Here is a 22,746-nt window from a genome sequence, read left to right on the forward strand (position 1 = left end):
CGGCAGGCAGATTCAATGCCAGCGCAGGATCGGCGCCACCGGCAGCAGCGTCAGCAGCATGAACAGCGGGATCAGCACCGCGCCGGCGCGCAAGAAATAGCCGAAGAAGCTCGGCATCTCGATGCCGTTCTCGCTGGCGATGCTGCTGACCATGAAGTTCGGCGCATTGCCGATATAGGTGAGCGCTCCCATGTAGACGGCGCCCATCGAGATCGACGCGAGCGTGCCCGACAGCTGATGCATCAACGTCTGCGGATCGCCGCCGGCAAGCTGGAAGAACAAAAGATAGGTCGGCGCATTGTCGAGAAACGCCGACATCAGGCCGGTGAACCAGAAATAGGCGACCTCGCGCGGCGCGCCGTCCGGCCCCGTCACGGCCGACAACAGCCAGGCGAAGGCACCGTGATGGCCGGCATTGAGCATGGCAATGACCGGGATGATGGCGACAAAAATGCCCGCGAACAGTTTCGCGACCTCGCGGATCGGCTCCCAGGTGAAGCCGTTGGCCTCCCTGTGCTCATCCGGTGTCAGCCACACTGACAACGCCGCGATGGAAAGCAGCGCCAGATTGCGGGCGATGTCTTCGAGCTCCAGCTTCGTTCCGAGAATGTCGAAAGCAATAGCGGGCTTCCACATCGCCGACGCCAGCAGGCTCGCGACGATCGCTGCGATCAGCACGAGGTTGACGAGACCGCGGATGCGGACGGGGGCTGCAGGACTGGGGTCGCTGAGTGCAGGCTCGCGGCGGAAGCGCCAAAGATCGACAACGATGAAGATCGCGAGCAGCAATCCGGCAACGATCGCGGTCTGCAACCAGATGGTCCGCGTGGTCCAGAAGAAGTCGACGCCGTGCAGGAAACCGACGAACAACGGGGGATCGCCGAGCGGGCTCAGCGCGCCGCCGACATTGGCGACAAGAATGATGAAGAAGATGATGACATGGGCATTGTAGCGCCGGGGCCGGTTGGCGCGGATCAGCGGGCGGACCAGGATCATCGCGGCACCCGTGGTGCCGACGATGCTCGCCATCAAGGTGCCGAGCGCGAGAATGCCTGCATTCGTCGCCGGCGTGGCCTTGATGTCGCCCGTGATCAGGATGCCACCAGCCACGACGTAGAGCGCGAACAGCAGCACGATGAAGCCGAGATATTCAGTTAGCATGGCATGGACTAACGCCGCCAGCGTCGCCATGCTTCCGGCAAAAATGACGAGCGAGGCCAGCGCCAGCAGCGACCAGGCAGCGGTGATCTTGCCGTAATGACGGTGCCAGACTTTCGCAAACAGCAGCGGTCCGAGCGCGATCGAGAGCAACAGGCCTGCAAAGGGAAGCGCGTAGGGCCAACGCATCGCCGCACCATCGAGGCCGGTTGCGGCCCATGCCTGCTGCGGCAACAATACGAGGATGGCGGCAAGGGATATGCTCCAGAGCCGGGTGACGAGCTGTTTAGGATCCAATGAATTGCCTTGCTGTTTCGATCGCACCGAACGCATCGAGATTGTCGTGTCCGCCACCCGCAAAGCGAACGAACTGCTTCGGTTCATGCGCGAGCGCGAACAGACGCTCTCCGAACACGATCAAAATGGCAAGGTCATTGGTGCCATGCATGACCAATAGCGGCACAGTGACGCGCGCGATCCGCTCGTCGGAAGGGAACGGATCGCGCATCAAGAGGCGCACCGGCACGAACCAGAACGACGAAGATGCAATGTCGGCCGTCGACGTATAGGGCGCCTCCAGGACGAGTTTCCCAACACGCCGTTCCGAGGCGAGCGCGACCGCCACGCCGGTCCCGAGCGAAAAGCCCCAGGCGACGATTCGGTCCGCCGTGTAGCGGGCCGTGGTGAAGGCATAGGCCGCGGCGGCATCGCGCAGCAGCCCCTCCTCGCTCGGCGCGCCGCTCGAGCCGGCATAGCCGCGGTAGGACAGCGCAACGAGCCCCGTGCCGTCAGCCGTCATCGCCTTGAAGCGACCGACACGGCCGGCGAGAAAATCGCCATTGCCCGGAAAATACAGGATCACGGGACGAGCGGGCCTCGCCGGCACGTGCCAGACGATGATCTTCTCGCCATCCGAGGTGGTCAGGACATGCTCCTCCGCCTCGGGACAATCCGCCGCCTCAGGCGGGGTCCGCTTGGCGGTCGGTATCGGAAACAGCATCTCGCGCTGCCGGGTGTAGAGCACGACGAGCCCGGCGAGATAGACGCCAGCGAGCAGGATGACGGTCCACTTGGCGATGGTGATCATGGCGCGGCCGGCCCTGGTTCAGGCTCAGGATTTGCGACGGCTCCGCAGCAATTTCATGACGTCGGGCCGGAGGCTCGCCGGTACGTCGCGGCAACCGCACGCCGCCTTGTGGGCGGCATGCCATGCGACGCGTTGCTCGCGCGTTGCCTTGAGCGGCATGCGATGAGACCGGTGCCATTCCTTGTTGATGGCCACGGTCGGTTTCCTTCGCGTGCTACATCGCCTTGACGATGTTCTCGGTGACCTTCTTAGCGTCCCCGAGCAGCATCATGGTGTTGTCGCGATAGAACAGCGGATTGTCGATGCCGGCATAGCCGGAGGCAAGCGAGCGCTTGATGAACATCACGGTGCCGGCCTTCCAGACCTGCAGCACGGGCATGCCGTAGATCGGCGAAGTCTTGTCCTCTTCGGCCGCCGGATTGGTGACGTCGTTGGCGCCGATCACGAAGGCGATGTCGGCCTGAGCGAACTCCGAGTTGATGTCCTCGAGTTCGAACACCTCATCATAGGGAACGTTGGCTTCGGCCAGCAGCACGTTCATATGGCCGGGCATGCGGCCGGCGACCGGGTGAATGGCGTACTTCACCTCGACGCCTTCCTTCTTCAGGATGTCGCCCATCTCGCGCAGCGCGTGCTGCGCCTGCGCCACCGCCATGCCGTAGCCGGGCACGATAATGACCTTCTGGGCATTCTTCATGATGAAGGCCGCGTCGTCGGCCGAGCCGAGCTTGGCGGGCTTCTGCTCGCCGCCGCCACCGCCGGCCGCCGCGGTCTCGCCGCCGAAGCCGCCGAGGATGACCGAGATGAAGGACCGGTTCATCGCGTGGCACATGATGTAGGACAGGATCGCACCGGACGATCCGACCAGCGCGCCCGTGATGATCAGCGCGGAATTGCCGAGCGTGAAGCCGATGCCGGCCGCAGCCCAGCCGGAATAGGAGTTCAGCATCGAGATCACGACCGGCATGTCGGCGCCGCCGATCGGGATGATCATGAGTACGCCGAGCGCCAGCGCGATGATGACGATCAGCCAGAAGTCGAGCGCGCTGCCCGACATCACCAACCCGACGATGAAGAACACCAGCGCCAGAGCGAGCGCGATGTTGATGATGTGGCGGAACGGCAGGATGATCGGCGCGCCGCTCATGCGCGCGGACAGCTTCAGAAACGCGATCACCGAGCCGGTGAAGGTCAGCGCGCCGATGGCGACGCCGAGCGACATCTCGACCAGGCTCTGCGAATGGATGTTGCCGGGAGTGCCGATGTCGAAGGCTTCGGGCGCGTAGAACGCGCCGGCGGCCACCAGCACCGCGGCCATGCCGACCAGCGAGTGGAAGGCGGCGACCAGTTCAGGCATCGAGGTCATCGGCACGCGGCGGGCGATGACCGCGCCGACCGAGCCACCGATAGCGATGCCGAGAATGACCAGCACCCAGGCGAGACCATCGGCCGGCGGATGGCTTGCCAGCGTGGTGGCGACCGCGATCGCCATGCCGATCATGCCGAAGAAATTACCCTGGCGCGACGTCGCCGGGCTGGACAACCCGCGCAGCGACAGGATGAACAGCACACCCGCCACAAGATAAAGAACTGCTGCCAGATTGGCGTTCATCTCAGGTCCCCTTTGTCTTCGTCACCCCGAGGTGCACGCCGGTCACTTTACCTTCTTCTTGTACATCGCCAGCATGCGCTGGGTGACAAGGAAGCCGCCGAAGATGTTCACGCAGGCGAAGATCAGCGCGATGAAGCCGAAGGCACGCGCCCATCCTGAACCGCTCGAGATCATACCGACGCCGACGGCGAGCAGCGCGCCGACCACGATCACCGAGGAGATCGCGTTGGTCACGCTCATCAGCGGGGTATGCAGTGCCGGGGTCACCGACCACACCACGAAATAGCCGACGAAGACGGCGAGGACGAAAATCGACAGCCGGAAGACGAAGGGGTCGACGACCTGTGCAACATGCTCCATGGCGATCTCTCCTTACGCCTTCGGCTGGAAGTTCGGGTGGATCACGGCGCCGTCTTTCGTGAGCGCGGTCGCCTTGACGAGCTCGTCGTCCCAGTTCACGGCGAGGGCCTTGGTACCCTTGTCGATCATGGTCTCGATGAAATTGAACAGGTTGCGCGCGTAGAGGCTGGAAGCAGACGCCGCGACACGGCCGGCGACGTTGGTGTAGCCGACGATCTTGATTCCATCGACCTCAGCGACCTCGCCCGGCCGCGCACCCTCGACATTGCCACCGCGCTCGACGGCGAGATCGACCAGCACCGACCCCGGCTTCATCGACTTGACCATCTCGGCCGAGACGAGCCTCGGCGCCGGCCGGCCCGGAATGAGCGCAGTGGTGATCACGATGTCCTGCTTCTTGATGTGCTCGGCGGTGAGCGCGGCCTGCTTGGCCTGGTATTCCTTGGACATTTCCTTGGCGTAGCCGCCGGCGGTCTGCGCGTTCTTGAACTCCTCGTCCTCGACGGCGAGGAATTTCGCGCCGAGCGATTCGACCTGCTCCTTCGTGGCGGGACGCACGTCGGTCGCGGTGACGATGGCGCCGAGACGGCGCGCGGTCGCGATCGCCTGGAGGCCGGCGACGCCGACGCCCATCACGAACACTTTTGCGGCAGGCACGGTGCCGGCCGCGGTCATCATCATCGGGAAGGCGCGGCCGAACGCCTCGGCGCCTTCGATCACGGCGCGGTAGCCGGCGAGGTTCGCCTGCGAGGACAGCACGTCCATCACCTGCGCGCGGGTGATGCGCGGCATCAACTCCATCGCGAAGGCGGAGACGCCGGCATCGGCGATCGTCTTCAGCGCGGCCTCGTTGCCGTAGGGATCCATGATCGCGATGACGAGTGCACCGCGCTTGTATTGCGCGAGCTCGGACGCCTCAGGGCGCTTCACCTTGATGATGATGTCGGCATCCTTCAGCGCATCTGCGCTGACGGTGGCGCCGGCGGCCGTGAATTCGGAATCCGGAAGACCCGATTTGATGCCGGCGCCCGGCTCGACGGCGATCTCGGCACCCAACGCCTTGAACTTCTTCACCGTATCAGGCGAAGCGGCAACGCGCGGCTCCGACGGATCGATTTCCTTGGCAACGGCGATCTTCATAGGTCCTCCGGCGACGCGGACAAAAACGCGCACGCGAACTTAGCGTTACTCCCGCAACGTTTCGATACCGGTTTTGGAACCGGCTTGTATGCAAATTTTATGAGCAGCCGCCGGCGCTGGCGGATGCAACCGTCGATGGATCAGGTCAGGAAGACCGCCATCAGGATCACGATGAGCGCGACCGAGACCGTGCCGTACTTCACCAGCTTGATGAAGCCCTCATAGGTCTGCTCGTGGGCAATGTAGTCGTTGCCGTCTGCGGTGGTGTAGGCCACTTCGCTATGGTCAGCCATGGAATGTCCCCAGTCGAAAGTCGAATTCTTGGGCTGGGATACCTGAAACCTTCGAGCAGGGCAACGGCAGGCAAGCGCGGTTTTCCCGCAAATCAGGTCATTTGGAATCCCAATTGTCGCGGATCCAGCGCGTCAGGCTCTCCTCGCTGACTTCGCCGGCGGCGAGCGAGAGGATGATGATTGTCGCTTCCGCAGGATCGGGACTGAAGGCCACGCCGTTCTTGTGGAGGAAGACCATCAACGCCATGAAGGCGATGCGCTTGTTTCCATCGACGAATGCTGGGTTTTTCGCGAGACCAAATGCATAGGCCGCGGCGAATTCATCGATCGGCGCCTGCTCGTACCGCCATTTGTTGATCGGACGGTCCAGCGCCGAGCGCAACATGCCCTCGTCGCGCAATCCCGGCGCACCGCCGAAGCGCCGGAGTTGTCGACCGTGAATTGCGACGACCTGCTCGTAAGTGATCCAGAGCGGCTCCTGCAGATCGCTCATGCGCCTGGCAGGCTATTTTGCAAGCGCAGCAAGCGTGTCGCGATACTTGTCCATCACCTCGTCGGCGATTTCCATCGTCCGCTCGAAATCGGGGTCGTAGGGCAACAACTGAAAACCACCGCCGGGTAATTCCACGATGTGCAATTGCTGTCCGCGCTTGAGATCGAGACGCTGCATCAATTCGCGCGGCAGCAGCAGACCATCGGAATTGCCGATTTTCTTGATCTCGATCTTCATGGGCTTGCCTTAGGGGCGTTATACATATGTATAACACTGTTGACCAGCGCTGTTCAACAGGTGTTTTACGCCCTGTTGGGCGCTTGGAGCACCGCTACCTCCCCTCAGCCCATTGCCTCCAACTCGTCGATCATGCCGGCGATGACCGAGAGCCCGCCGTCCCAGAATTTCGGGTCCTTGGCATCGAGCCCGAACGGCCGCAGCAGCTCGGAATAATGCTTGGTACCGCCGGCGGCGAGCATGTCGAGATAACGCTCGGCAAAACCCTCGGCCGCGTTCTCGTAGACCGCATAGAGCGAGTTCACGAGGCAATCGCCGAACGCATAGGCGTAAACGTAGAACGGCGAATGGATGAAATGCGGGATGTACATCCAGTAGCTCTCATAGCCCGCCTTGATCTCGATCGCCGGACCGAGGCTCTCGCCTTGAACCGACAGCCAGATCTCGCCGAGCCGCGTCGCGGTGAGCTCGCCGTTCTTGCGCTCTGTGTGGACCGCGCGCTCGAACGAGTAGAACGCGATCTGCCGCACCACCGTGTTGATCATGTCCTCGACCTTGCCGGCGAGCAGCGCCTGGCGCTGTTTCGCATTCCTGGTCTGGGCAAGGAGCCGCCTGAAAGTGAGCATCTCGCCGAACACGCTGGCGGTCTCGGCCAGCGTCAGCGGCGTCGGCGCCATGAGCGCGCCGTTCTTCGCCGCCAGCACCTGGTGCACGCCATGGCCGAGCTCGTGGGCGAGCGTCATCACGTCGCGCGGCTTGCCCTGGTAGTTCATCAGCACATAGGGGTGCGCCGACGGAGTGGTCGGATGCGAGAACGCGCCCGGCGCCTTGCCCGGTCGCACCGGCGCGTCGATCCAGCGATCGGTGAAGAAGCGCTCCGCGATATCAGCCATTTTGGGCGAGAACCCACGATAGGCCGTCAGCACCATGTTGCGGGCGTCGGGCCAGCCGATGGTATCGGTCGCGGCAAAGGGCAGCGGGGCGTTGCGATCCCAATAAGCGAGCCGCTTCTTGCCGAACCACTTCGCCTTCAGCGCGTAATAGCGATGCGACAGCTTTGGATAGGCCGCGCGGACCGAGGCGACCAGCGCATCCACGACCTCGCGCTCGACGCGGTTGTTGAGATGGCGGGAATCCGCGACATCCTTGAACCCGCGCCAGCGGTCGGAGATGTCCTTGTCCTTGGCGAGCGTGTTGGTGATCAGGGCAAAGGTGCGCTCATTGGCCTTGAAGGTCTGTGCCAGCGCCTCAGCCGCAGCCTTGCGCTTGGCGCCGTCGCGGTCCTGCAGCAGATTGAGCGTGGGCTCGATCGCGAGCTCCTTGGACCCGACCTTGAAGCGCAGCCCGGAGATGGTCTGGTCGAACAACCGGTTGAAGGCGGAGTAGCCGGTCTGCGCCTTCTCGAGGAAAAGCTGCTCGAGCTTGTCGTCGAGCTGATACGGCTTCTCCTTGCGCAGATCCTCGATCCAGGGACGGTAGTGCGCCAGCTCGGGGGCTTGCATCGCGCGGTTCAAAATATCGTCATCGATACGATTGAGCTCGAGCGCAAAGAACAGAAGATGTGTGGACGCCCCGGTCAGCCGCTCCGACACATCGCCATAAAACTTTGAAATCGCAGGGTCCACGCTGTCGCCGGCGTGGACGAGCCCGGCATAGGAACCTAGCCGGCCGGCAAGATCGTCGATTGCCTCATAGCGTCGCACGGCTCCCGCGAGCCATTTTCCGCCATCTTCGTTTGCTGTCCCTGTCGCCAGCTTGCCCTTGTAGTCGGTCTCGAACGCGACGCAGTCGGCATCCATCTTTTCGAGATCGCGCGCCACTTCCGGCGCATAGATCCCGGAATAGAGATCGGCGAGGTTCCACTCCGGAAGCTTGCCGGTCTTGCCCACAGGCTTCGTGGGTGAAGATTTGGAGGATTTGGCCTTGGCGGCAGATTTCGGATTGCGAAGCGCGGGCTTGCTGGAAGCGGACTTCTTGAGAGCGGAGGTTTTGAGAGCAGGCTTGGAGCGCGAATTCATTGTGTGGGAAACCTGTGTTCAACAATCGCAGCGGCGGGCGAGGGCATCAAGGTTTAAGAGTGCGTTAATCGGCTTCGGCCAGAGTGCCCCGATTCGAGACAGATAGTAGTAGCGTGCGGGGAACACCATGGCTGCCAGTATTTTGATCGCCGACGACGATGCCGTGGCCCGCCGGCTGGTCGAGAACATGGTACAGAAATGCGGCTATGAGACGGTCGTCGTGGACTCCGGTGACGCCGCGATCGCCGCCCTCACCGCCCCCGATGCGCCGGCCATCGACGCCGTCATCCTCGATCTCGTGATGCCCGGTCTCGACGGCATGGGCGTGCTGGCGAAAATCCGCGAAGCGGGTCTCAGCGTCCCCGTCATCGTGCAGACCGCCCATGGCGGCATCGACAACGTGATCTCGGCGATGCGCGCCGGCGCGGCCGATTTCGTGGTCAAGCCGGTCGGTGTGGAGCGGCTCCAGGTCTCACTTCGCAACGCGCTCAACGCCTCCGCGCTCAAGGGCGAATTGCAGCGCATCCGGCACAGCCGCGAGGGCCGGCTGACCTTCTCCGACATCATTACCCGCGCCGAGGCAATGGCCGGCGTGATGCGCGCCGCGCAGAAGGCGGCGAACTCCGCGATTCCCGTTCTGATCGAAGGCGATTCCGGAGTCGGCAAGGAGATGTTCGCGCGCGCCATCCATGGCAGCGGCGAGCGCAAGGCAAAGCCGTTCGTCGCGGTCAATTGCGGCGCGATCCCCGACAACCTCGTCGAGTCCATCCTGTTCGGCCATGAAAAGGGTGCCTTCACCGGCGCCACCGAGCGGCACATGGGCAAGTTCGTCGAAGCCCACGGCGGCACGCTGTTTCTGGACGAGGTCAGCGAACTGCCGCTGGCTGCGCAGGTCAAGCTGCTGCGCGCGCTCCAGGAAGGCGCCGTCGAGGCAGTCGGCGGCCGCAAGCCCGTCAAGGTCGACGTGCGCATCGTCTCGGCAACCAATCGCCGGCTGCTGGAGCGGGTGAAACAGGGACACTTCCGCGAAGACCTGTTCTACCGCCTGCACGTGCTGCCGCTGACGATCCCCTCGCTCAGGAGCCGGCGCGAGGACATCCCGCATCTGCTCCGGCATTTCCTGGCGCGCTTTGCCGCCGAGGAGAATCGCCAGATCACCGGCATCAGTGGCGAGGCCATGGCGCATCTGGCCCAGCTCGACTGGCCCGGCAACATCCGCCAGCTGGAGAACGCGGTCTACCGTGCGGTGGTGATGAGCGAGGGCGACCAGCTCGGCCTTGGCGATTTCCCTCTGCTCGCCTCGCAGCCGCATCCCGCAACCGAGATTCCAACCGCCCCGCTTATGCTCGAGCCGGCCGCGGCCCCGTCGATGGTATCAGGCAATGAAATACCGATCGCGCCGCTTCCGGCGGGGGGAACTCTCGCCCTGCTCACCGCGACCGGCGACGTCCGCTCGCTGGAGGACATGGAGAACGAGATCATCCGCTTCGCGATCTCGCACTACCGCGGCCAGATGTCCGAGGTGGCCCGCCGCCTCAAAATCGGCCGGTCCACCCTGTACCGCAAACTCGACGAGGCCGGCGTTCCCGGACATGGCGGGAAAAGCGGCGAGGAGACGCACTGAGCCTCAAGAAAACGGAGGTTCGCGGGACGCTGCGAGACCAGCTGTAAGCCGTTCGCATGACGACAGAATTCGACTGTGGCTTGAACCGTGACTTGGAAGTGACAGACACAGGGAAAAGCGCGTCGGGAAAGCGCACAATCCGTTGCCAAGAGGCTCCCTTGAAGTCAGTTTGCCGTGAGTTGTCCCGGTTAGCGCTGGCTGCAAAACCGGGCCCTGTATATCGTCTGCGTAGGAATCGTTGCGTGCAGGCGTGCAACTTTCGAGAGGCCGGCGCCGTTTAGCCGAAGCTCAATAGGCGATAACAAAGCTGTTCCACGAGGGACAGTTCACCCGAGGGGTGCGACACAATGCGTGACTGTTTGAACCACCGTGCAGGCTTCGATCGTGTCTTGATGACGGTCGCGGCAACCTTCCTCACGGTGTCCGCCGGCTCGGCCCTGGCCCAGGATCAGGCGCGCAGCAGCGCCGCCGAGCTCGCAATCGAAGCCGCGATCCCGCGTCCCGAGCCGGCCAACGTCCCGCCCCCGACCGCGTCGGACATCAAGCTCGACACCACCGCCACGGTTCAGGACGCCGCCAAGGAACCAGCGAAGGAGCCCGTAAGGGCTGACGTCGCTCCGGCCCCGGCCCCCGAGAAGGTCGAAACCAACCCGTCTGACGTCGCCACCACGCCTGCGCCCGCAGCGCCGAACAGCGAAACCGCGAAGTCCGAGCCTGCAGCCACTACCCCGGCCGCGCCGGCACCCGCCACCGCTGCGGCTCCTGCCGCTGAGCCCGTGAAGGCCGCGAGCAACGTTCCCGCCGCCGACCAGCCGGTCGCCGACAAGCTCAAGGACATCATCGGCGCCAAGACCTCGCGCCATTTCGACCGCAAGAACGAGCGCGCCGCGATCGAAAAGTTCTATGGCGCACGCGACTTCGCGCCGGTCTGGACCCAAGGCGGCAGCCTGACGCCCGCAGCCAAGGGCGTCATCGCACGGCTGAAGGACGCGGCGTCCGACGGCCTCAATCCCGCCGACTATGCGGTGCCCGACTTCGCCAGCGCCATCACGCCCGATGCGCTGGCCGATGCAGAGCTCAAGCTCACCGCCAGCATGTTCGACTATGCGCGCCAAGCCCAGAGCGGCCGCATGCATTGGTCGCAGGTCAGCGGCGACATCCTCTATCCCGAGCATCCGGTCGATCCGAACGAGGTGCTCGCCAAGGTCACGACCGCGACGGATGCCTCCGCTGCGCTCGACAGCTACAATCCGCCGCACAAGCTCTACAAGGAGCTGAAGGCCAAGCTCGCGGAGCTTCGCGGTCAGGGCAACGGCCCGGTGATCGAGATCGCCGATGGTCCGGCGCTGAAATACACGCCTGCCCGCGGTAAGAAGCAGGCTGAAATCGTCGTCGACGATCCGCGCGTGCCGCAGCTGCGCGCCAAGCTCGGCATCACCGAAAACGCGAGCGACACCCGGTATGACGCGACGGTCGCCGAAGCCGTGCGCAAATTCCAGACCAGCGCCGAGATCAAGGCGACCGGTATCCTCGACGACAAGACGGTCAAGGCGATCAACACCCCGAAGCGCGACAAGCAGATCGACACCGTGCTGGTGAACATGGAGCGCTGGCGCTGGCTGCCGCGCGACCTTGGCGTGCCCTCGCTGGGCGATGCCTATGTCATCCTCAACATTCCAGACTACACTCTGAAGGTCATGCAGCGCGGCCAGCAGGTCTGGACCACACGTGTCGTGACCGGCAAGCCGGGAACGCATGCGACCCCGCTGCTCACCGAGACGATGAAGTACATCACGGTCAACCCGACCTGGAACGTGCCGCCGTCGATCGTCTACAACGAATATTTGCCGGCGCTTCAGCAGGACCCGACCGTGCTCCAGCGCATGGGTCTCAAGCTCGAGCAGAACCGCGACGGCTCCGTGCACATTTCCCAGCCGCCCGGCGAAGCCAACGCACTCGGCCGCATCCGCTTCAACTTCCCGAACAAGTTCCTGGTCTATCAGCACGACACGCCGGACAAGAACCTGTTCTCAAGGGACGAGCGCGCCTTCAGCCACGGCTGCATGCGCGTGCAGAACCCGGATCAGTACGCCTCCGTTCTGCTCGGCATCGCGCTGCCGAACGAGAAGTACACACCGGAGCGTATCCGCAGCATGTACGGCAAGAGCGAGATCGACCTGAAATTTCCGACCCCGATCCCGGTCAACATCACCTATCAGACCGCCTTCGTGGACGACGCCGGCAAGCTGCAGTTCCGCAAGGACGTCTATGGCCGCGACGCGACCATGATCAACATCCTGAAGAACAACCGCGGCAAGGATCTCGAAGCCGTCGTCGCGCACTCGCAGCCGAGCTATTCGCGCCCGGCGACGACCCTGCCCTCCGGCGTTGCGGTGGCCAATAATGGCGGCGGCTTCGGCTCGTCCGGCCCGAACTTCTTCGAGCGGCTGTTCGGGGCGCCGACACCCCCGCCGGCTCCGGTCGGGCGCCGGCCTCAGCAGCAGCGGGTGTTCACCCGGTAAGCCTGCACGGCCCTCCTTTTCTGAATTCCACAACGAAATCAACGGCCCCATCCCATGGATGGGGCCGTTTAACGTTAACCATTGTCCACCTCGCTCGGGGCAGCGGGCGTTTTTTTGCCACACTCACCCGGTTAGGTTTGTATTCTGACTTGGTTTGGGGGCGAGAAGGTCAACCTCGAATTAACCTTCTCGCTTTAAGAAAGCGTTCACCCTCTTTCGCGCGCTAACGGGGTTGGCGGGAGAGTCCATTTTGAACGCTGGTCGACTGGGTGGGCTCTAACGTGCTGACTGGTCTCGCACGCAGATTTACTGTGCTGTCGTTGTCCCATGCGGGAGTGAAGGCCGGATCCCGGATCGGCCTCGCTGCCGTATTGCTGCTTGCTGCCGCGGGTTCAGTCCATAACGCCGCCGCGTTGAGCGAAACCAAGACGCTCTCCTTCCACCACACCCATTCCGGCGAAGACCTGACCGTCACCTTCAAGCGCGAGGGCCGCTACGACGAAGCGGCGCTGAAGCAGCTCAATCACTTCCTGCGCGACTGGCGCACCCAGGACGAGACGGTCATGGACCGTCACCTCTTCGACATCCTCTGGGACGTCTACCGCGACGTCGACGCCAAGCAGCCCATCCAGATCATCTCCTCCTACCGCTCCCCCGCCACCAACGCCATGCTCCGCCGCCGCTCCTCCGGTGTGGCGCGCGCCAGCCAGCACATGCTGGGACATGCGATGGACTTCTACATTCCGGGCGTGCCGCTGGAGCAGATCCGTTTCGCCGGCCTGCGCCTGCAGCGCGGCGGCGTCGGCTTCTATCCGACCTCCGGATCGCCCTTCGTGCATCTGGATACCGGCAGTGTCCGGCACTGGCCGCGCATGACGCATGACCAGCTCGCCCGCGTGTTCCCGGATGGCAAGACGGTGCATCTGCCGACCGACGGCGTTCCGCTGAAGGGCTATGAGCTCGCCAAGGCCGAGATCGAGCGGCGCGGCAATGCCGGCGATTCCGGCAGCAAGCCGAATTTCTTCGCCGCCTTGTTCAAGGGCAAGCCGGCCCCGGCCGCCAGCAGCGACGAGGATGACGAGGGCGCGCCCGCCCCGGCCGCCAAGCCGGCAGCCGCGCCGACCGTGGTTGCAGCCAAGCCCGCCGACCCGGTGCCGACGCCGCGCGCCAAGCCGCAGATTGCCGCCACGATCCAGCTCGCCTCGGCCGACGCGCAGCTCGTTGCGCCGCCCAAGCCGAAGCCCGCGGCCGTGGCTGACAAGCCGGCCAACAAATCTGCGGACGGCAAGCCGGAGACGCCGGCAGACATCATAAATGCCCGCGGCTTCTGGGATGATGTCCCGGCCGCGGCGCAGCAGGCGACGCCGGCGCAAATCGCGGCTCTGAAGGCGCGCCAGGCGCTCGCCTCTGCCACCGATCCGCAGGCAACCGCGAGCCTGCCCAACGCAGCCCTTCAGGCGCTGGCTTACGCGCCGGCCGCCTCCCCGGTCGATCGCGCCAATGTCGTTGCCGCCTCTGCGCCGATCCCCCGCTCCGCCCGTCCCGCATCGCGCAGTGTCGCTCAGGCCACCGAAATCAACACGGTGGTCGGCAAGAACGTCGACGGCGCAGTCGCGACCGCGACCCGCCTCTCCGCTGCCAAGAGCGAGAGTATCTGGCTCAAGATCGCGATGCTGTCGCCGAGCGCCAGCCGCGCGATGTCGGTCACGCTGATGGGCGAGCTCGATACGGCCGCGCTGCGCGGCTATTTCGTCAAGCCGCATGCCGTGATCGCGATGGGCTTTGCCGACGACCCGATGCACGGCCTGTCCTGCGACAGTTTTTCGGGCAGCGCGACTGCGAAGCTCCAGACGACATCGTTCGTCATGCGCACGGCCGCGTTGCGCTGAGGCACCGAGCTCCCTCCGCGAATTCAGTCTCGTCGCCCGGATGAGCGGGTAGACATCCGGGAAAGTTGTGCGCGCTGAGACATCCCGGATATCGCTTCGCTCATCATCCGGGCTACGGGTGCGCCGATTTCGCCTTCCTTCCCCGCCGGTCCAGATGATACGTCAGCGCCAGCGACAGGCAGACCGATAGTTCCCGCTTCGGCAGCCTGCCCGCCATCGGCAACAACAGCGCCCGCGTCTGCCGGTACTCGAACCGATCGGGAAAGCGTTCGCGGAAGCTATCGATCAGCGTCGTCTTGCAATTGAACAGGATGGCAGCGTGTGCGGAGTCCTTGACGCGGCCGAGCCGGATCGTCGAGCCGCTGCCGGACTCGTCGGTCAGATAAGCCGGCTCGCCCCATTTCAGAGTCTCGGTGAGCCGGCCGACCTCTTCATGCGCCGCGGCGGTCGCGAAGATCAGCGCGCGCACCTGAAGCAGCCGCTTGCCAATCGGCAGGGGAAGAGCGCCGAAGGCACGGCCCACCTCGCGCGGCAGCGGTGGCGCGGTCACGGCAAGCTCCGATCACAAGCCAAGTGCGACATCCCACGCTTGTAGCTTGGATCGAGCGACGGCGTAACCGGGACGCCGCCCGCACAGCAAGAAACCCGGATTTCGCTTGCGCTCCATCCGGGCTACGGCAGCGGTGTTCGAGGCAGGATGCCTCAGAGCATCCCCAGCGCCTGCATGTAGGTCTCGAGAATGGTCTCGGCCTCGGCGCGCTCGTTGGGATCCTGCTTGCGCATGCGCACGATGGTGCGCAGCGCCTTGACGTCGTAGCCGTTGCCCTTGCTCTCGGCATAGACGTCGCGGATGTCGTCGGAGATCGCCTTCTTCTCTTCCTCCAGCCGCTCGATGCGCTCGATGATGGACTTGAGCTGGTCCTTGGCGAATTTCGTCGCGGGCTCGTCGTCGCGGACGGCGGCGGTGGTGGCCATCTTGGTACTCCACATGGAACTGGCAAAACGAGGTGACGCCGGCATCCTCACCGCGCGTGCTGGCTAGAACCCTTAGGGTCCGTACCGACTGCGTTCAAGGCAGCATCGCGCTCGTCCACAGCGCGCCCACACCTTCCTGCGGCGAGGCCGAGAAAGCTGTTGTGTGATGCGACTCAGGCGTGGCTTCGCAGGACCGCTCAGTGCCCGTGGCCGTGTGGGTGGACCTTCTTCATCGTATCGAGCTGCTCGGACGTGGCTGTGCCCTGGTATTTCGACTTCCAGGTCTCATAGGGCATGCCGTAGACGGCCTCCCGGCTCTCGTCCTTGCTCAAGGCGACGCCTTGCGCGTCGGCGGCCTCCTTGAGCCAATTGGACAGGCAGTTGCGGCAGAAACCCGCCAGATTCATGAGGTCGATGTTCTGGACGTCGGTCCGCGTCTTCAGATGTTCGACCAGATGCCGGAAAGCGGCCGCCTCGAGCTCCGTTCTGGTTTTGTCGTCGATTGCCATGGCTATATCCCTTGGGCCTGCCCCCGGTGCTGGTCACCCTTACGGGATCAGGTGGGTCCTGTCACAGATTTTGCCATATCCCGGCGCAAACGAACCCGAACCCGGCCTCGGGGCAGTTCCTCGTCCCCTGCGCCAAATCGTCAATGATCTGATATAGCTTCCGCGACAATGATCGCCGAATCTCCCCGCTCCCCGCTTCGCCTGCTCGCCCGGTTGGTCCCGGTGCTGGTGGTCGCTTGGCTGTGCCTCTACGCCACCCCGGCCTCGGCCGATTTCCGTCTCTGCAACAACACCTCGAGTCGGGTCGGCATTGCGCTCGGCTACAAGGACGCCGAGGGGTGGACCACCGAAGGCTGGTGGAACATCTCGTCCCGCGCCTGCGAGACCCTGCTGCGGGGAACGTTGGTCGCCCGTTATTATTACATCTACGCCATCGACTATGACCGCGGCGGCGAGTGGTCGGGGCAGGCTTTCATGTGCTCGCGCGACAAGGAGTTCACCATCCGCGGCACCGAGGATTGCCTCGCGCGGGGCTACGACCGGACCGGCTATTTCGAGGTCGACACCGGCGAGCAGCGGGCCTGGACGGTGCAGCTCACCGACGCCAACGAGCAGCCGTCGCAGCAGCAGCGTGTGCCCGGCCTGCCGGGCCCAGTTGGCCCGGGTGGCGGGGTTCCGGGTTTGCCCAATGGGCCGCCCGGTGGTACGCCCCCCGCCGCGCCTGGCCTCCCGCCAGCTCCCTCGCCACCGTCTGGAAGTAAGCCATGAGGCGTCTTCGCCGTATCAAGATTCTCGCGACGCTCGGACCGGCCTCCTCAGACCTCGCGATGATCCGCCGCCTGTTCGAAGCCGGCGCCGACCTGTTTCGCATCAACATGAGCCACACCCCGCATGACAAGATGCGGGAGCTGGTGGCGACGATCCGCAACGTCGAGAGCAGCTACGGCCGGCCGATCGGCATCCTGGTCGACCTCCAGGGCCCAAAGCTGAGGCTCGGCGCCTTCGCCGAAGGCTCGGTGCAGTTGCAGAACGGCCAGACCTTCACGCTGGATTCCGACAAGACCCCCGGCGATTCCACGCGTGTCCATCTTCCGCATCCGGAGATCCTGGCTGCGCTGCGGCCCGGCCACGCGCTGCTGCTCGACGACGGCAAGGTGCGGCTGATCGCGGAAGAGACCTCGAAAGAACACGCGGTGACGCGCGTGGTGGTAGGCGGCCGGATGTCCGATCGCAAGGGCGTCAGCCTGCCCGATACGGACCTCGCGGTCTCGGCGATGACGCCGAAGGATCGCGCCGACCTCGAGGCCGCACTGGCCACCGGCGTCGACTGGATTGCGCTGTCCTTCGTGCAGCGCGCCGACGACGTCATCGAAGCCAAGAAGATGATCCGCGGCCGCGCTGCGGTCATGGCCAAGATCGAGAAGCCGCAGGCAATCGACCGTCTTGCCGACATCCTTGAAGCCTCCGACGCGCTGATGGTGGCGCGGGGCGATCTCGGCGTCGAACTGCCGCTGGAGCGCGTGCCGAGCCTGCAGAAGCAGATGACGCGGATGGCGCGCCGTGCCGGCAAGCCGGTGGTGATCGCGACCCAGATGCTGGAATCGATGATCCAGTCGCCGGTGCCGACCCGCGCTGAAGTCTCCGACGTCGCCACGGCGGTCTACGAGGGCGCCGACGCCATCATGCTGTCGGCGGAATCGGCGGCCGGCAAATTCCCGGTCGAGGCGGTCTCGACCATGAACCGCATCGGCGAGGAGGTGGAGCGCGACCCGATTTATCGTTCCGTGCTCACCGCGCAGCGCCCCCCGCCGGAAGCCACCGCGGGCGATGCCATCGCCGACGCCGCGCGGCAGATCGCCGAGACGCTCGACCTGCCCGCTTTGATCTGCTGGACCTCATCGGGCTCGACCGCAGTGCGCGTGGCGCGCGAGCGGCCGAAGCCGCCGATCGTGGCGATCACGCCGAACATCACCGCCGGCCGCCGGCTCGCGGTGGTCTGGGGCGTGCATTGCGTAGTCGCAGAAGATGCGCGCGACCAGGACGACATGGTGAACCGCGCCGGCCAGATCGCGTTCCGCGATGGCTTCGTCCGCGCCGGTCAGCGCGTGCTCATCGTCGCCGGCGTGCCGCTCGGCATTCCCGGCACCACCAATATGGTGCGCATCGCCTCGGTCGGCCCCGAGGGCGACGCTGACATCTAGGGCCCGCCGAACTAAAAGTCGAAAAACAACCCCATGCAAAGTAGCCGGAGGGTTCGGCGAGCCTGCTGCGGTTTTGCGAAAAGGCCCGCTCGGTCAACGACCTGAGCGCCGTAAGGCCGGCCACTCGTGTGCATGGCGGTTCTACGCCCCAACCAGCGCCTTTGCGGTCGGCAACAGCGTCTGCTGCACCACGAGACCCCTGGCGCGGGCGTCCATGACGCCGACCGCACGCAGCGCCAACAGCGTCACGGTCTGCACCGCGTCGCGCATCTTGACGGGATCGTCGAGATTGTCAGGCGCGAGCGGCCCGACCAGGGCTTCATGCAGCGCGCCGAGCAAGGCGGTGGCGGCGAGCGCTGTGTCCTGCGCCGGCAGGTGACCGGCCCGCACCGCAGCGTCGATCCGGGCAGCCATCTCGCCCGCGATCTCGCGCCGGCTGGCCAGGCGCGAGGCACTGACATCGACATCGACGGGCTCAGCCAGAATGCCCCAGGCCAATCGGCGCTGCGACAGGGTGTGGACCGCTACCGTCGTCACGGCCGCGGCCAACGCCGAGGACGGCCCCGGCGCGGCATCGGCCGCCCGGCGGATCGCGGCGAGTTCGTCGCGGGAGACCTCGGCGATGAGTTCGGAGATCAGTTCGGCCTTGGAGGGGAAGTAGCGGTAGACCGTGCCCGCCGCGACATTGGCCCGGACCGCGACCGGTGCGATCTGCACCGCCGCCATGCCGCCTTCCGCCGCCGTCTCCCGTGCCGCCGTCAAGATCGCACTGCGCCGCGCCGCCAGGCGCTTAACCACTTGATGCGTCCGCCGATAAACCATGGCGCGCTTCCTGTCCCACACGCCGCCGCACGCCCTGCGGCCAAACGCTTCGTCACGTCAAAAGATGCAAATCGCCCCGCAAAGACTGAACAACTATTCAGGAGGGATGACAAGATGCGAAATGCGTGAAGCGTCACGGCGACCGGACTGGGGCGCCAACCCTGCTTGTGAAAGGCCTCGTCCCGGAAACTGCCCAAGGGAACGAGCGGAGACGAGAGGGCTATCGCGCGACGTCCATTTGGAAGGACCGCCGCGCGATCTCGGCACCTTGTCGGCGCAAAACGAAAGTTGCCCGATAGGTGCCGGCCGGCCAAGCGGAGCCTGCGCGCTTTCGCCCCGCCGAGATGAAATACTGGGCCTGGTCCCGTGGCAGCTTCGGCGCGCGATACTCCGCGACGACCTGCCCCTCGGGTGACCTCAGCTCGAGCGCTTGCTCGTCGTCCGCCTGAAGTCCGATTGCACGAACATAAGCCACGATGGCGGCCGATTGAGAGCCAGGCAAGGATCGCTTGACCTCACCTGTCTCGATCTCCTCCATGGTCACCGCTCGATCGGCAAAGCCGGCATTGATGATCTCTGCGGACGGATAGTTCGAAACGGAGTTTTGCGTCGGCTGCCACAGCGAACGGCCGGAATTGCATTCGCCCTTCGCGGCACCGGAGGCGAATGGATCCACAATTTTCCCGTCATGCCTCACCGTGAAATGCAAATGTGGGAACTCGGTATTTCCGGACAGACCCACCAGCCCAAGCGCTTGCCCGGAGCCGACGCTGTCACCGGGCTTCACTCTGAGACTGCCCTTGGCCATGTGGCAGTATTGCGTGCTCCAGCCATTTTCGTGTTCGACGACTGCGCCGTTGCCACATTCCCTGCCGGTGATTGCGGCTTTGCCGACGACCTTGACCGAGACGTCATCCATACCGTCGCGCGTGTGGGCAACGCGCCCCGAGGCGGCAGCAACGACCTCGACCCCTTGTCGCTGAACGTCCAGATCGGGGAGCCGGATGTCGGTGCCGTCATGGCCATCATAGGTTCGGTGACCACATCGAAAGTCCAACGTCTTGTCCAAGGGATCATGGTCGACGTAGTTCTGGATGAAACAGGTCGTTCCCAATTCGCAAGCGACCGGCCAGGCAAACTGCTGTAGTTCGGAGCAGCGAGCCTCCGACGCGCAAATGATGACCGCGCAAACCATCGGTACCGATACAATCGCCATCATCCGACCGGTCCGCTCTGCCCAAGGGGCGCGCGACAAAGTGTAGTCTGGAAGCGAGAGTTTCATTCCTGATGTCCCAAGAACCTTGGCCAACATCGGCACACTGTGAAGCCACCGGTACCGCGGAGGATCACCCACGAAGGCAACGATCCATCCCTATCTGCCGGATTTGTGCCGCTCAAGCCAAGCCCGTATCTCTCGTGCGATGAAAACGAATCCCAAGCAGCCTATCAGGATGAACAAGCAAAACGAGCGCGATCTCATTCGCTGTCTCATTGCGGTCATTGGCAAACGAAATCGATGGCGATTGAACAGCGATCGAACTTCAAATGCTTGGACTCGCGGGTTCCAATTTGATTTGAATCTTCGCGGCTTCGCGTGTCAGCGCGCCACGTCCTCGGAAAAGCACGAGGTTGTGTGCCGCTTCTTTACATCTCGAAGTTCTTATGTAGTGTCCGCAACACGACGTTGACGTCGGCCCGCGCGCAGTGCGCAGGCGGCATCGATGTTCGAGGGCCGTGGTTGTGACCGGCGTTTGGAATACATTCAGAGACTATTTGCGCGGCGCACTTCATTGCGCGCTCACCAAGGCCACGCAGCCAATTTATCACAGGCAATGTCGAGAGTTCCAACTACAGCTTCGCTGCGGGCTCCGCTGTCATGCGCGAACGGAGCGGCCAGCATGAAGCGGCTCGCAGGCCTCCCTCTCGCACTCATTCTGCTTCTCATGCTGACGCCGGATCCCGCAGCAGCCGCTGAGCCATTTTCCGTGCGGTGTGAGGGTGGCGTTCCCGTCCGCCCATACTTTGCGACGTTCGATGTCGATACCAAAACGGTCGTCTTTGAAACGCCGCCGATCAACGTCGAAACAAATTTCGGTATCAATGCATACTCAGGAGAGATCAATTCCACAAGCAATGGAAAGTTCGAATTTGTAGTGCGCATCGGTCCAGGGCGGGTCGATCTGATCTTTGATCGCAATCAAAAGACCATGACTTGGCAGGGACTAGAGGACCCCACCTTTCGGCCGACGCTGGTCCACAAGTGCACCGACACCCCTCCGCGAAGCATACTGAGCTTCCGGGTTCGCGATCCCATTCTGCATCCGATCTCTGTGCGCTGTGAACACACAGGCGCGGTGTACTTTACGATGGATGCCGCTTCGAAAACAGCACTCTATGAGCGTGGCAGGGAAGGAAGAGGGTTTCGCGGCGAGGTCACGGATGCCGGCCAGGATGAGGTCACGCTGTCGATGAATTTCGATGTCCCGCGCCGGGTCGTATGGAGCAGAAGCCGCCAGACCATCGCGATCGAAGGCATCGAGGGCGATGCAGCGCGACCTCGCACCGTCATGCGGTGCGAGGAAGTACCGCCTCGAACGATGATAGAACTTTATAGAGCCCCACAGCGGTAAGAGCCTCTCGATGGCGGGAACAATCCGATTCAATCAATAGAAGGAAACGAGCGACCGGCCGACCGTGCCTCATGCCGCAAACAAATAAAAGCACCGAGCAGAGGTTGTAAAATCGATAACCACACTTCTTACCGGGATCTTAACGCGGGTCCGTAACAGTACGGAGGCAATGCAATTCCATCTCGGTACACCATGCTCGACACGGACTCCCGGACCGCCTGGCAGCTTTTCCACCTCAACTGGTTTGCGATTCTCGGGATGGGGGCCCTGCTGGCGCTTGGCCTTGCCTCGACCGGACTGAGTCTCGAGCCGGTCGCCTTCGGCGCGACCGTGGCGATCGCCACGGCGCTGCTCGCGGTCGCCTATGGCCACCGGATGGTCAAAGGCAAGCTTGCGAATCCGAAGCTGGTGTTTTCACTCGGCACCATCGGACAGGTCATTCTCACCTGCGCGATCGCCGGACCGCTGAGTTACGTCGCGGGCAAGCTGAACTGGCCGCTCGAGGACCAGGCACTTCTGGCGATCGACCGGGCGTTGGGCCTCGATCCGGAACCGATCGCGCGCTACGTCAACGATCATCCCTGGCTCGCGATCTGCCTGGCGCACGCCTACGGCCTGATCAAGTTTCCGCTGCTCGGCATTCCCGTCGTGCTGGCTCTGACGGCGCGCTATGTGCGGCTGCAATTATTCATGCTCGCGATGAGCCTCGCGCTCGCGGTCACCATCACGATCTCCGCCGTGGTGCCCGCGATCGGCACCTATTACGGACTGAATCTGCCGGCCGCGCATTTGCCCGAGATCGACACCGCGGTCTATGCCGGACAGCTGCGCGACATCCTCGCGCTTCGGGACGGCAGCCTGCAACAGCTTCGGCTGTTCTCGCTCTCCGGCATCGTCTCTTTTCCGAGCTTTCACGCGGCATCGGCCGTGCTGTACATGTGGGCGCTGTGGCCGGTGCGCTGGCTCGGCGGCATCGCGGCCGCGCTCAGTTTGTCGATGATCGCGGCAACGCCGGTGATCGGTGCGCACTACATCATCGATGTCGCGGCCGGCGTCGCGCTCGCGGCAGCCTCGATCTGGGCCGCGAAATTCTACTTTGGCTGCAGGAGCGCGCCGCGCGCGGCCGCCGCAACGGCGCCGTCAACCGGGCTGGCAACCCTCGCCCAAGAACACTGA

22 protein-coding genes are annotated in these 22,746 nt (G+C 64.1%); 7 read left to right on the plus strand and 15 right to left on the minus strand.

What is annotated here, in order from left to right; all coding sequences use genetic code 11:
• Positions 1–12: 12 nt before the first annotated feature.
• The 10 genes from CIT39_RS28740 to CIT39_RS28785 all read right to left on the minus strand — a co-directional run bounded on the left by CIT39_RS28740 (position 13) and on the right by CIT39_RS28785 (position 8,398).
• Positions 13–1,491, minus strand: a complete 1,479-nt coding sequence (locus tag CIT39_RS28740; protein ID WP_094976893.1) for a sodium:proton antiporter — start codon at positions 1,489–1,491, stop codon at positions 13–15.
• Positions 1,445–2,242, minus strand: a complete 798-nt coding sequence (locus CIT39_RS28745) for an alpha/beta hydrolase (protein WP_094977087.1) — start codon at positions 2,240–2,242, stop codon at positions 1,445–1,447. The genes CIT39_RS28740 and CIT39_RS28745 overlap by 47 nt, the downstream gene beginning before the upstream one ends.
• A gap of 27 nt (positions 2,243–2,269) precedes the next feature.
• Complete coding sequence (locus CIT39_RS28750; RefSeq protein WP_162848677.1) at positions 2,270–2,440, minus strand: hypothetical protein; 171 nt, start codon at positions 2,438–2,440, stop codon at positions 2,270–2,272.
• Positions 2,441–2,459: 19 nt separating this feature from the next.
• Positions 2,460–3,857 carry an NAD(P)(+) transhydrogenase (Re/Si-specific) subunit beta gene (locus CIT39_RS28755; RefSeq protein ID WP_094976892.1) on the minus strand — a complete coding sequence of 466 codons (1,398 nt, stop codon included), beginning with the start codon at positions 3,855–3,857 and terminating at the stop codon, positions 2,460–2,462.
• Positions 3,858–3,899: 42 nt separating this feature from the next.
• The gene (locus CIT39_RS28760) at positions 3,900–4,217 is read right to left on the minus strand and encodes a proton-translocating transhydrogenase family protein (protein WP_094976891.1); all 318 of its coding nucleotides are present in this window, start codon (positions 4,215–4,217) and stop codon (positions 3,900–3,902) included.
• Positions 4,218–4,229: 12 nt separating this feature from the next.
• The gene (locus CIT39_RS28765; RefSeq protein ID WP_094976890.1) at positions 4,230–5,357 is read right to left on the minus strand and encodes a Re/Si-specific NAD(P)(+) transhydrogenase subunit alpha; all 1,128 of its coding nucleotides are present in this window, start codon (positions 5,355–5,357) and stop codon (positions 4,230–4,232) included.
• Positions 5,358–5,497: 140 nt separating this feature from the next.
• Positions 5,498–5,650 (minus strand): aa3-type cytochrome c oxidase subunit IV, encoded by a 153-nt coding sequence (locus CIT39_RS28770; protein ID WP_094976889.1) that lies wholly within the window; start codon positions 5,648–5,650, stop codon positions 5,498–5,500.
• Positions 5,651–5,747: 97 nt separating this feature from the next.
• Entirely contained in the window at positions 5,748–6,143 is a 396-nt protein-coding gene (locus tag CIT39_RS28775) for a type II toxin-antitoxin system death-on-curing family toxin (protein WP_094976888.1), read from the minus strand.
• Between the two features lie 12 nt (positions 6,144–6,155).
• Entirely contained in the window at positions 6,156–6,380 is a 225-nt protein-coding gene (locus tag CIT39_RS28780) for an AbrB/MazE/SpoVT family DNA-binding domain-containing protein (protein ID WP_018641564.1), read from the minus strand.
• A gap of 104 nt (positions 6,381–6,484) precedes the next feature.
• A complete protein-coding gene (locus tag CIT39_RS28785; RefSeq protein ID WP_094976887.1) occupies positions 6,485–8,398 on the minus strand; it encodes a M3 family oligoendopeptidase in 1,914 nt (637 codons plus the stop codon).
• A gap of 127 nt (positions 8,399–8,525) precedes the next feature.
• On the opposite strand from CIT39_RS28785, the gene CIT39_RS28790 reads away from it, so the two are divergent.
• The 3 genes from CIT39_RS28790 to mepK all read left to right on the plus strand — a co-directional run bounded on the left by CIT39_RS28790 (position 8,526) and on the right by mepK (position 14,433).
• Positions 8,526–10,022, plus strand: coding sequence for a sigma-54-dependent transcriptional regulator (locus CIT39_RS28790; protein ID WP_094976886.1), 1,497 nt, complete (start codon positions 8,526–8,528; stop codon positions 10,020–10,022).
• Positions 10,023–10,369: 347 nt separating this feature from the next.
• Positions 10,370–12,544, plus strand: a complete 2,175-nt coding sequence (locus CIT39_RS28795) for a L,D-transpeptidase family protein (RefSeq protein WP_094976885.1) — start codon at positions 10,370–10,372, stop codon at positions 12,542–12,544.
• Between the two features lie 269 nt (positions 12,545–12,813).
• Complete coding sequence (mepK, locus tag CIT39_RS28800; protein ID WP_094976884.1) at positions 12,814–14,433, plus strand: peptidoglycan L,D-endopeptidase MepK; 1,620 nt, start codon at positions 12,814–12,816, stop codon at positions 14,431–14,433.
• A gap of 112 nt (positions 14,434–14,545) precedes the next feature.
• Here the strand turns inward: mepK and CIT39_RS28805 are convergent, their stop codons facing one another.
• The 3 genes from CIT39_RS28805 to CIT39_RS28815 all read right to left on the minus strand — a co-directional run bounded on the left by CIT39_RS28805 (position 14,546) and on the right by CIT39_RS28815 (position 15,917).
• A complete protein-coding gene (locus CIT39_RS28805; protein ID WP_094976883.1) occupies positions 14,546–14,983 on the minus strand; it encodes a hypothetical protein in 438 nt (145 codons plus the stop codon).
• 152 nt (positions 14,984–15,135) lie between these two features.
• Positions 15,136–15,408 (minus strand): DUF2312 domain-containing protein, encoded by a 273-nt coding sequence (locus CIT39_RS28810; protein WP_094976882.1) that lies wholly within the window; start codon positions 15,406–15,408, stop codon positions 15,136–15,138.
• 197 nt (positions 15,409–15,605) lie between these two features.
• Positions 15,606–15,917, minus strand: a complete 312-nt coding sequence (locus CIT39_RS28815; RefSeq protein WP_094976881.1) for a DUF1244 domain-containing protein — start codon at positions 15,915–15,917, stop codon at positions 15,606–15,608.
• Between the two features lie 168 nt (positions 15,918–16,085).
• Here CIT39_RS28815 and CIT39_RS28820 point away from each other — a divergent pair, with 168 nt between their 5' ends.
• Entirely contained in the window at positions 16,086–16,685 is a 600-nt protein-coding gene (locus tag CIT39_RS28820) for a DUF1036 domain-containing protein (protein WP_094976880.1), read from the plus strand.
• On the plus strand, positions 16,682–18,118 hold the full coding sequence (gene pyk / locus CIT39_RS28825) for a pyruvate kinase (protein WP_094976879.1): 1,437 nt from the start codon (positions 16,682–16,684) through the stop codon (positions 18,116–18,118). The genes CIT39_RS28820 and pyk overlap by 4 nt, the downstream gene beginning before the upstream one ends.
• Positions 18,119–18,259: 141 nt before the next feature.
• On the opposite strand, the gene CIT39_RS28830 is transcribed toward pyk, so the two are convergent.
• Both CIT39_RS28830 and CIT39_RS28835 read right to left on the minus strand, forming a co-directional pair.
• The gene (locus CIT39_RS28830) at positions 18,260–18,940 is read right to left on the minus strand and encodes a TetR/AcrR family transcriptional regulator (RefSeq protein ID WP_091956437.1); all 681 of its coding nucleotides are present in this window, start codon (positions 18,938–18,940) and stop codon (positions 18,260–18,262) included.
• A 220-nt stretch (positions 18,941–19,160) separates the two neighbouring features.
• Positions 19,161–20,222: a M23 family metallopeptidase gene (locus CIT39_RS28835; RefSeq protein WP_094977086.1), complete on the minus strand. Its 1,062-nt coding sequence runs from the start codon at positions 20,220–20,222 to the stop codon at positions 19,161–19,163.
• Positions 20,223–20,838: 616 nt separating this feature from the next.
• On the opposite strand from CIT39_RS28835, the gene CIT39_RS28840 reads away from it, so the two are divergent.
• The gene (locus CIT39_RS28840) at positions 20,839–21,570 is read left to right on the plus strand and encodes a hypothetical protein (RefSeq protein ID WP_094976878.1); all 732 of its coding nucleotides are present in this window, start codon (positions 20,839–20,841) and stop codon (positions 21,568–21,570) included.
• Positions 21,571–21,762: 192 nt separating this feature from the next.
• Positions 21,763–22,746, plus strand: a complete 984-nt coding sequence (locus tag CIT39_RS28845) for a phosphatase PAP2 family protein (RefSeq protein WP_094976877.1) — start codon at positions 21,763–21,765, stop codon at positions 22,744–22,746.

It is taken from the genome of Bradyrhizobium symbiodeficiens (assembly GCF_002266465.3).
GTDB lineage: Bacteria > Pseudomonadota > Alphaproteobacteria > Rhizobiales > Xanthobacteraceae > Bradyrhizobium > Bradyrhizobium symbiodeficiens.

Bases quoted from the DNA above. Each gene is read 5' to 3' on its own strand.
- CIT39_RS28790 (WP_094976886.1), top strand. From the start codon at position 8,526: ATGGCTGCCAGTATTTTGATCGCCGACGACGATGCCGTGGCCCGCCGG.
- CIT39_RS28795 (WP_094976885.1), top strand. From the start codon at position 10,370: ATGCGTGACTGTTTGAACCACCGTGCAGGCTTCGATCGTGTCTTGATG.
- CIT39_RS28765 (WP_094976890.1), bottom strand. From the start codon at position 5,357: ATGAAGATCGCCGTTGCCAAGGAAATCGATCCGTCGGAGCCGCGCGTT.
- CIT39_RS28740 (WP_094976893.1), bottom strand. From the start codon at position 1,491: ATGCGTTCGGTGCGATCGAAACAGCAAGGCAATTCATTGGATCCTAAA.
- CIT39_RS28820 (WP_094976880.1), top strand. From the start codon at position 16,086: ATGATCGCCGAATCTCCCCGCTCCCCGCTTCGCCTGCTCGCCCGGTTG.
- CIT39_RS28770 (WP_094976889.1), bottom strand. From the start codon at position 5,650: ATGGCTGACCATAGCGAAGTGGCCTACACCACCGCAGACGGCAACGAC.
- CIT39_RS28830 (WP_091956437.1), bottom strand. From the start codon at position 18,940: ATGGTTTATCGGCGGACGCATCAAGTGGTTAAGCGCCTGGCGGCGCGG.
- CIT39_RS28755 (WP_094976892.1), bottom strand. From the start codon at position 3,857: ATGAACGCCAATCTGGCAGCAGTTCTTTATCTTGTGGCGGGTGTGCTG.
- pyk (WP_094976879.1), top strand. From the start codon at position 16,682: ATGAGGCGTCTTCGCCGTATCAAGATTCTCGCGACGCTCGGACCGGCC.
- CIT39_RS28840 (WP_094976878.1), top strand. From the start codon at position 20,839: ATGAAGCGGCTCGCAGGCCTCCCTCTCGCACTCATTCTGCTTCTCATG.
- CIT39_RS28835 (WP_094977086.1), bottom strand. From the start codon at position 20,222: ATGAAACTCTCGCTTCCAGACTACACTTTGTCGCGCGCCCCTTGGGCA.
- CIT39_RS28785 (WP_094976887.1), bottom strand. From the start codon at position 8,398: ATGAATTCGCGCTCCAAGCCTGCTCTCAAAACCTCCGCTCTCAAGAAG.
- CIT39_RS28775 (WP_094976888.1), bottom strand. From the start codon at position 6,143: ATGAGCGATCTGCAGGAGCCGCTCTGGATCACTTACGAGCAGGTCGTC.
- CIT39_RS28780 (WP_018641564.1), bottom strand. From the start codon at position 6,380: ATGAAGATCGAGATCAAGAAAATCGGCAATTCCGATGGTCTGCTGCTG.
- CIT39_RS28845 (WP_094976877.1), top strand. From the start codon at position 21,763: ATGCTCGACACGGACTCCCGGACCGCCTGGCAGCTTTTCCACCTCAAC.
- CIT39_RS28815 (WP_094976881.1), bottom strand. From the start codon at position 15,917: ATGGCAATCGACGACAAAACCAGAACGGAGCTCGAGGCGGCCGCTTTC.
- CIT39_RS28760 (WP_094976891.1), bottom strand. From the start codon at position 4,217: ATGGAGCATGTTGCACAGGTCGTCGACCCCTTCGTCTTCCGGCTGTCG.
- CIT39_RS28810 (WP_094976882.1), bottom strand. From the start codon at position 15,408: ATGGCCACCACCGCCGCCGTCCGCGACGACGAGCCCGCGACGAAATTC.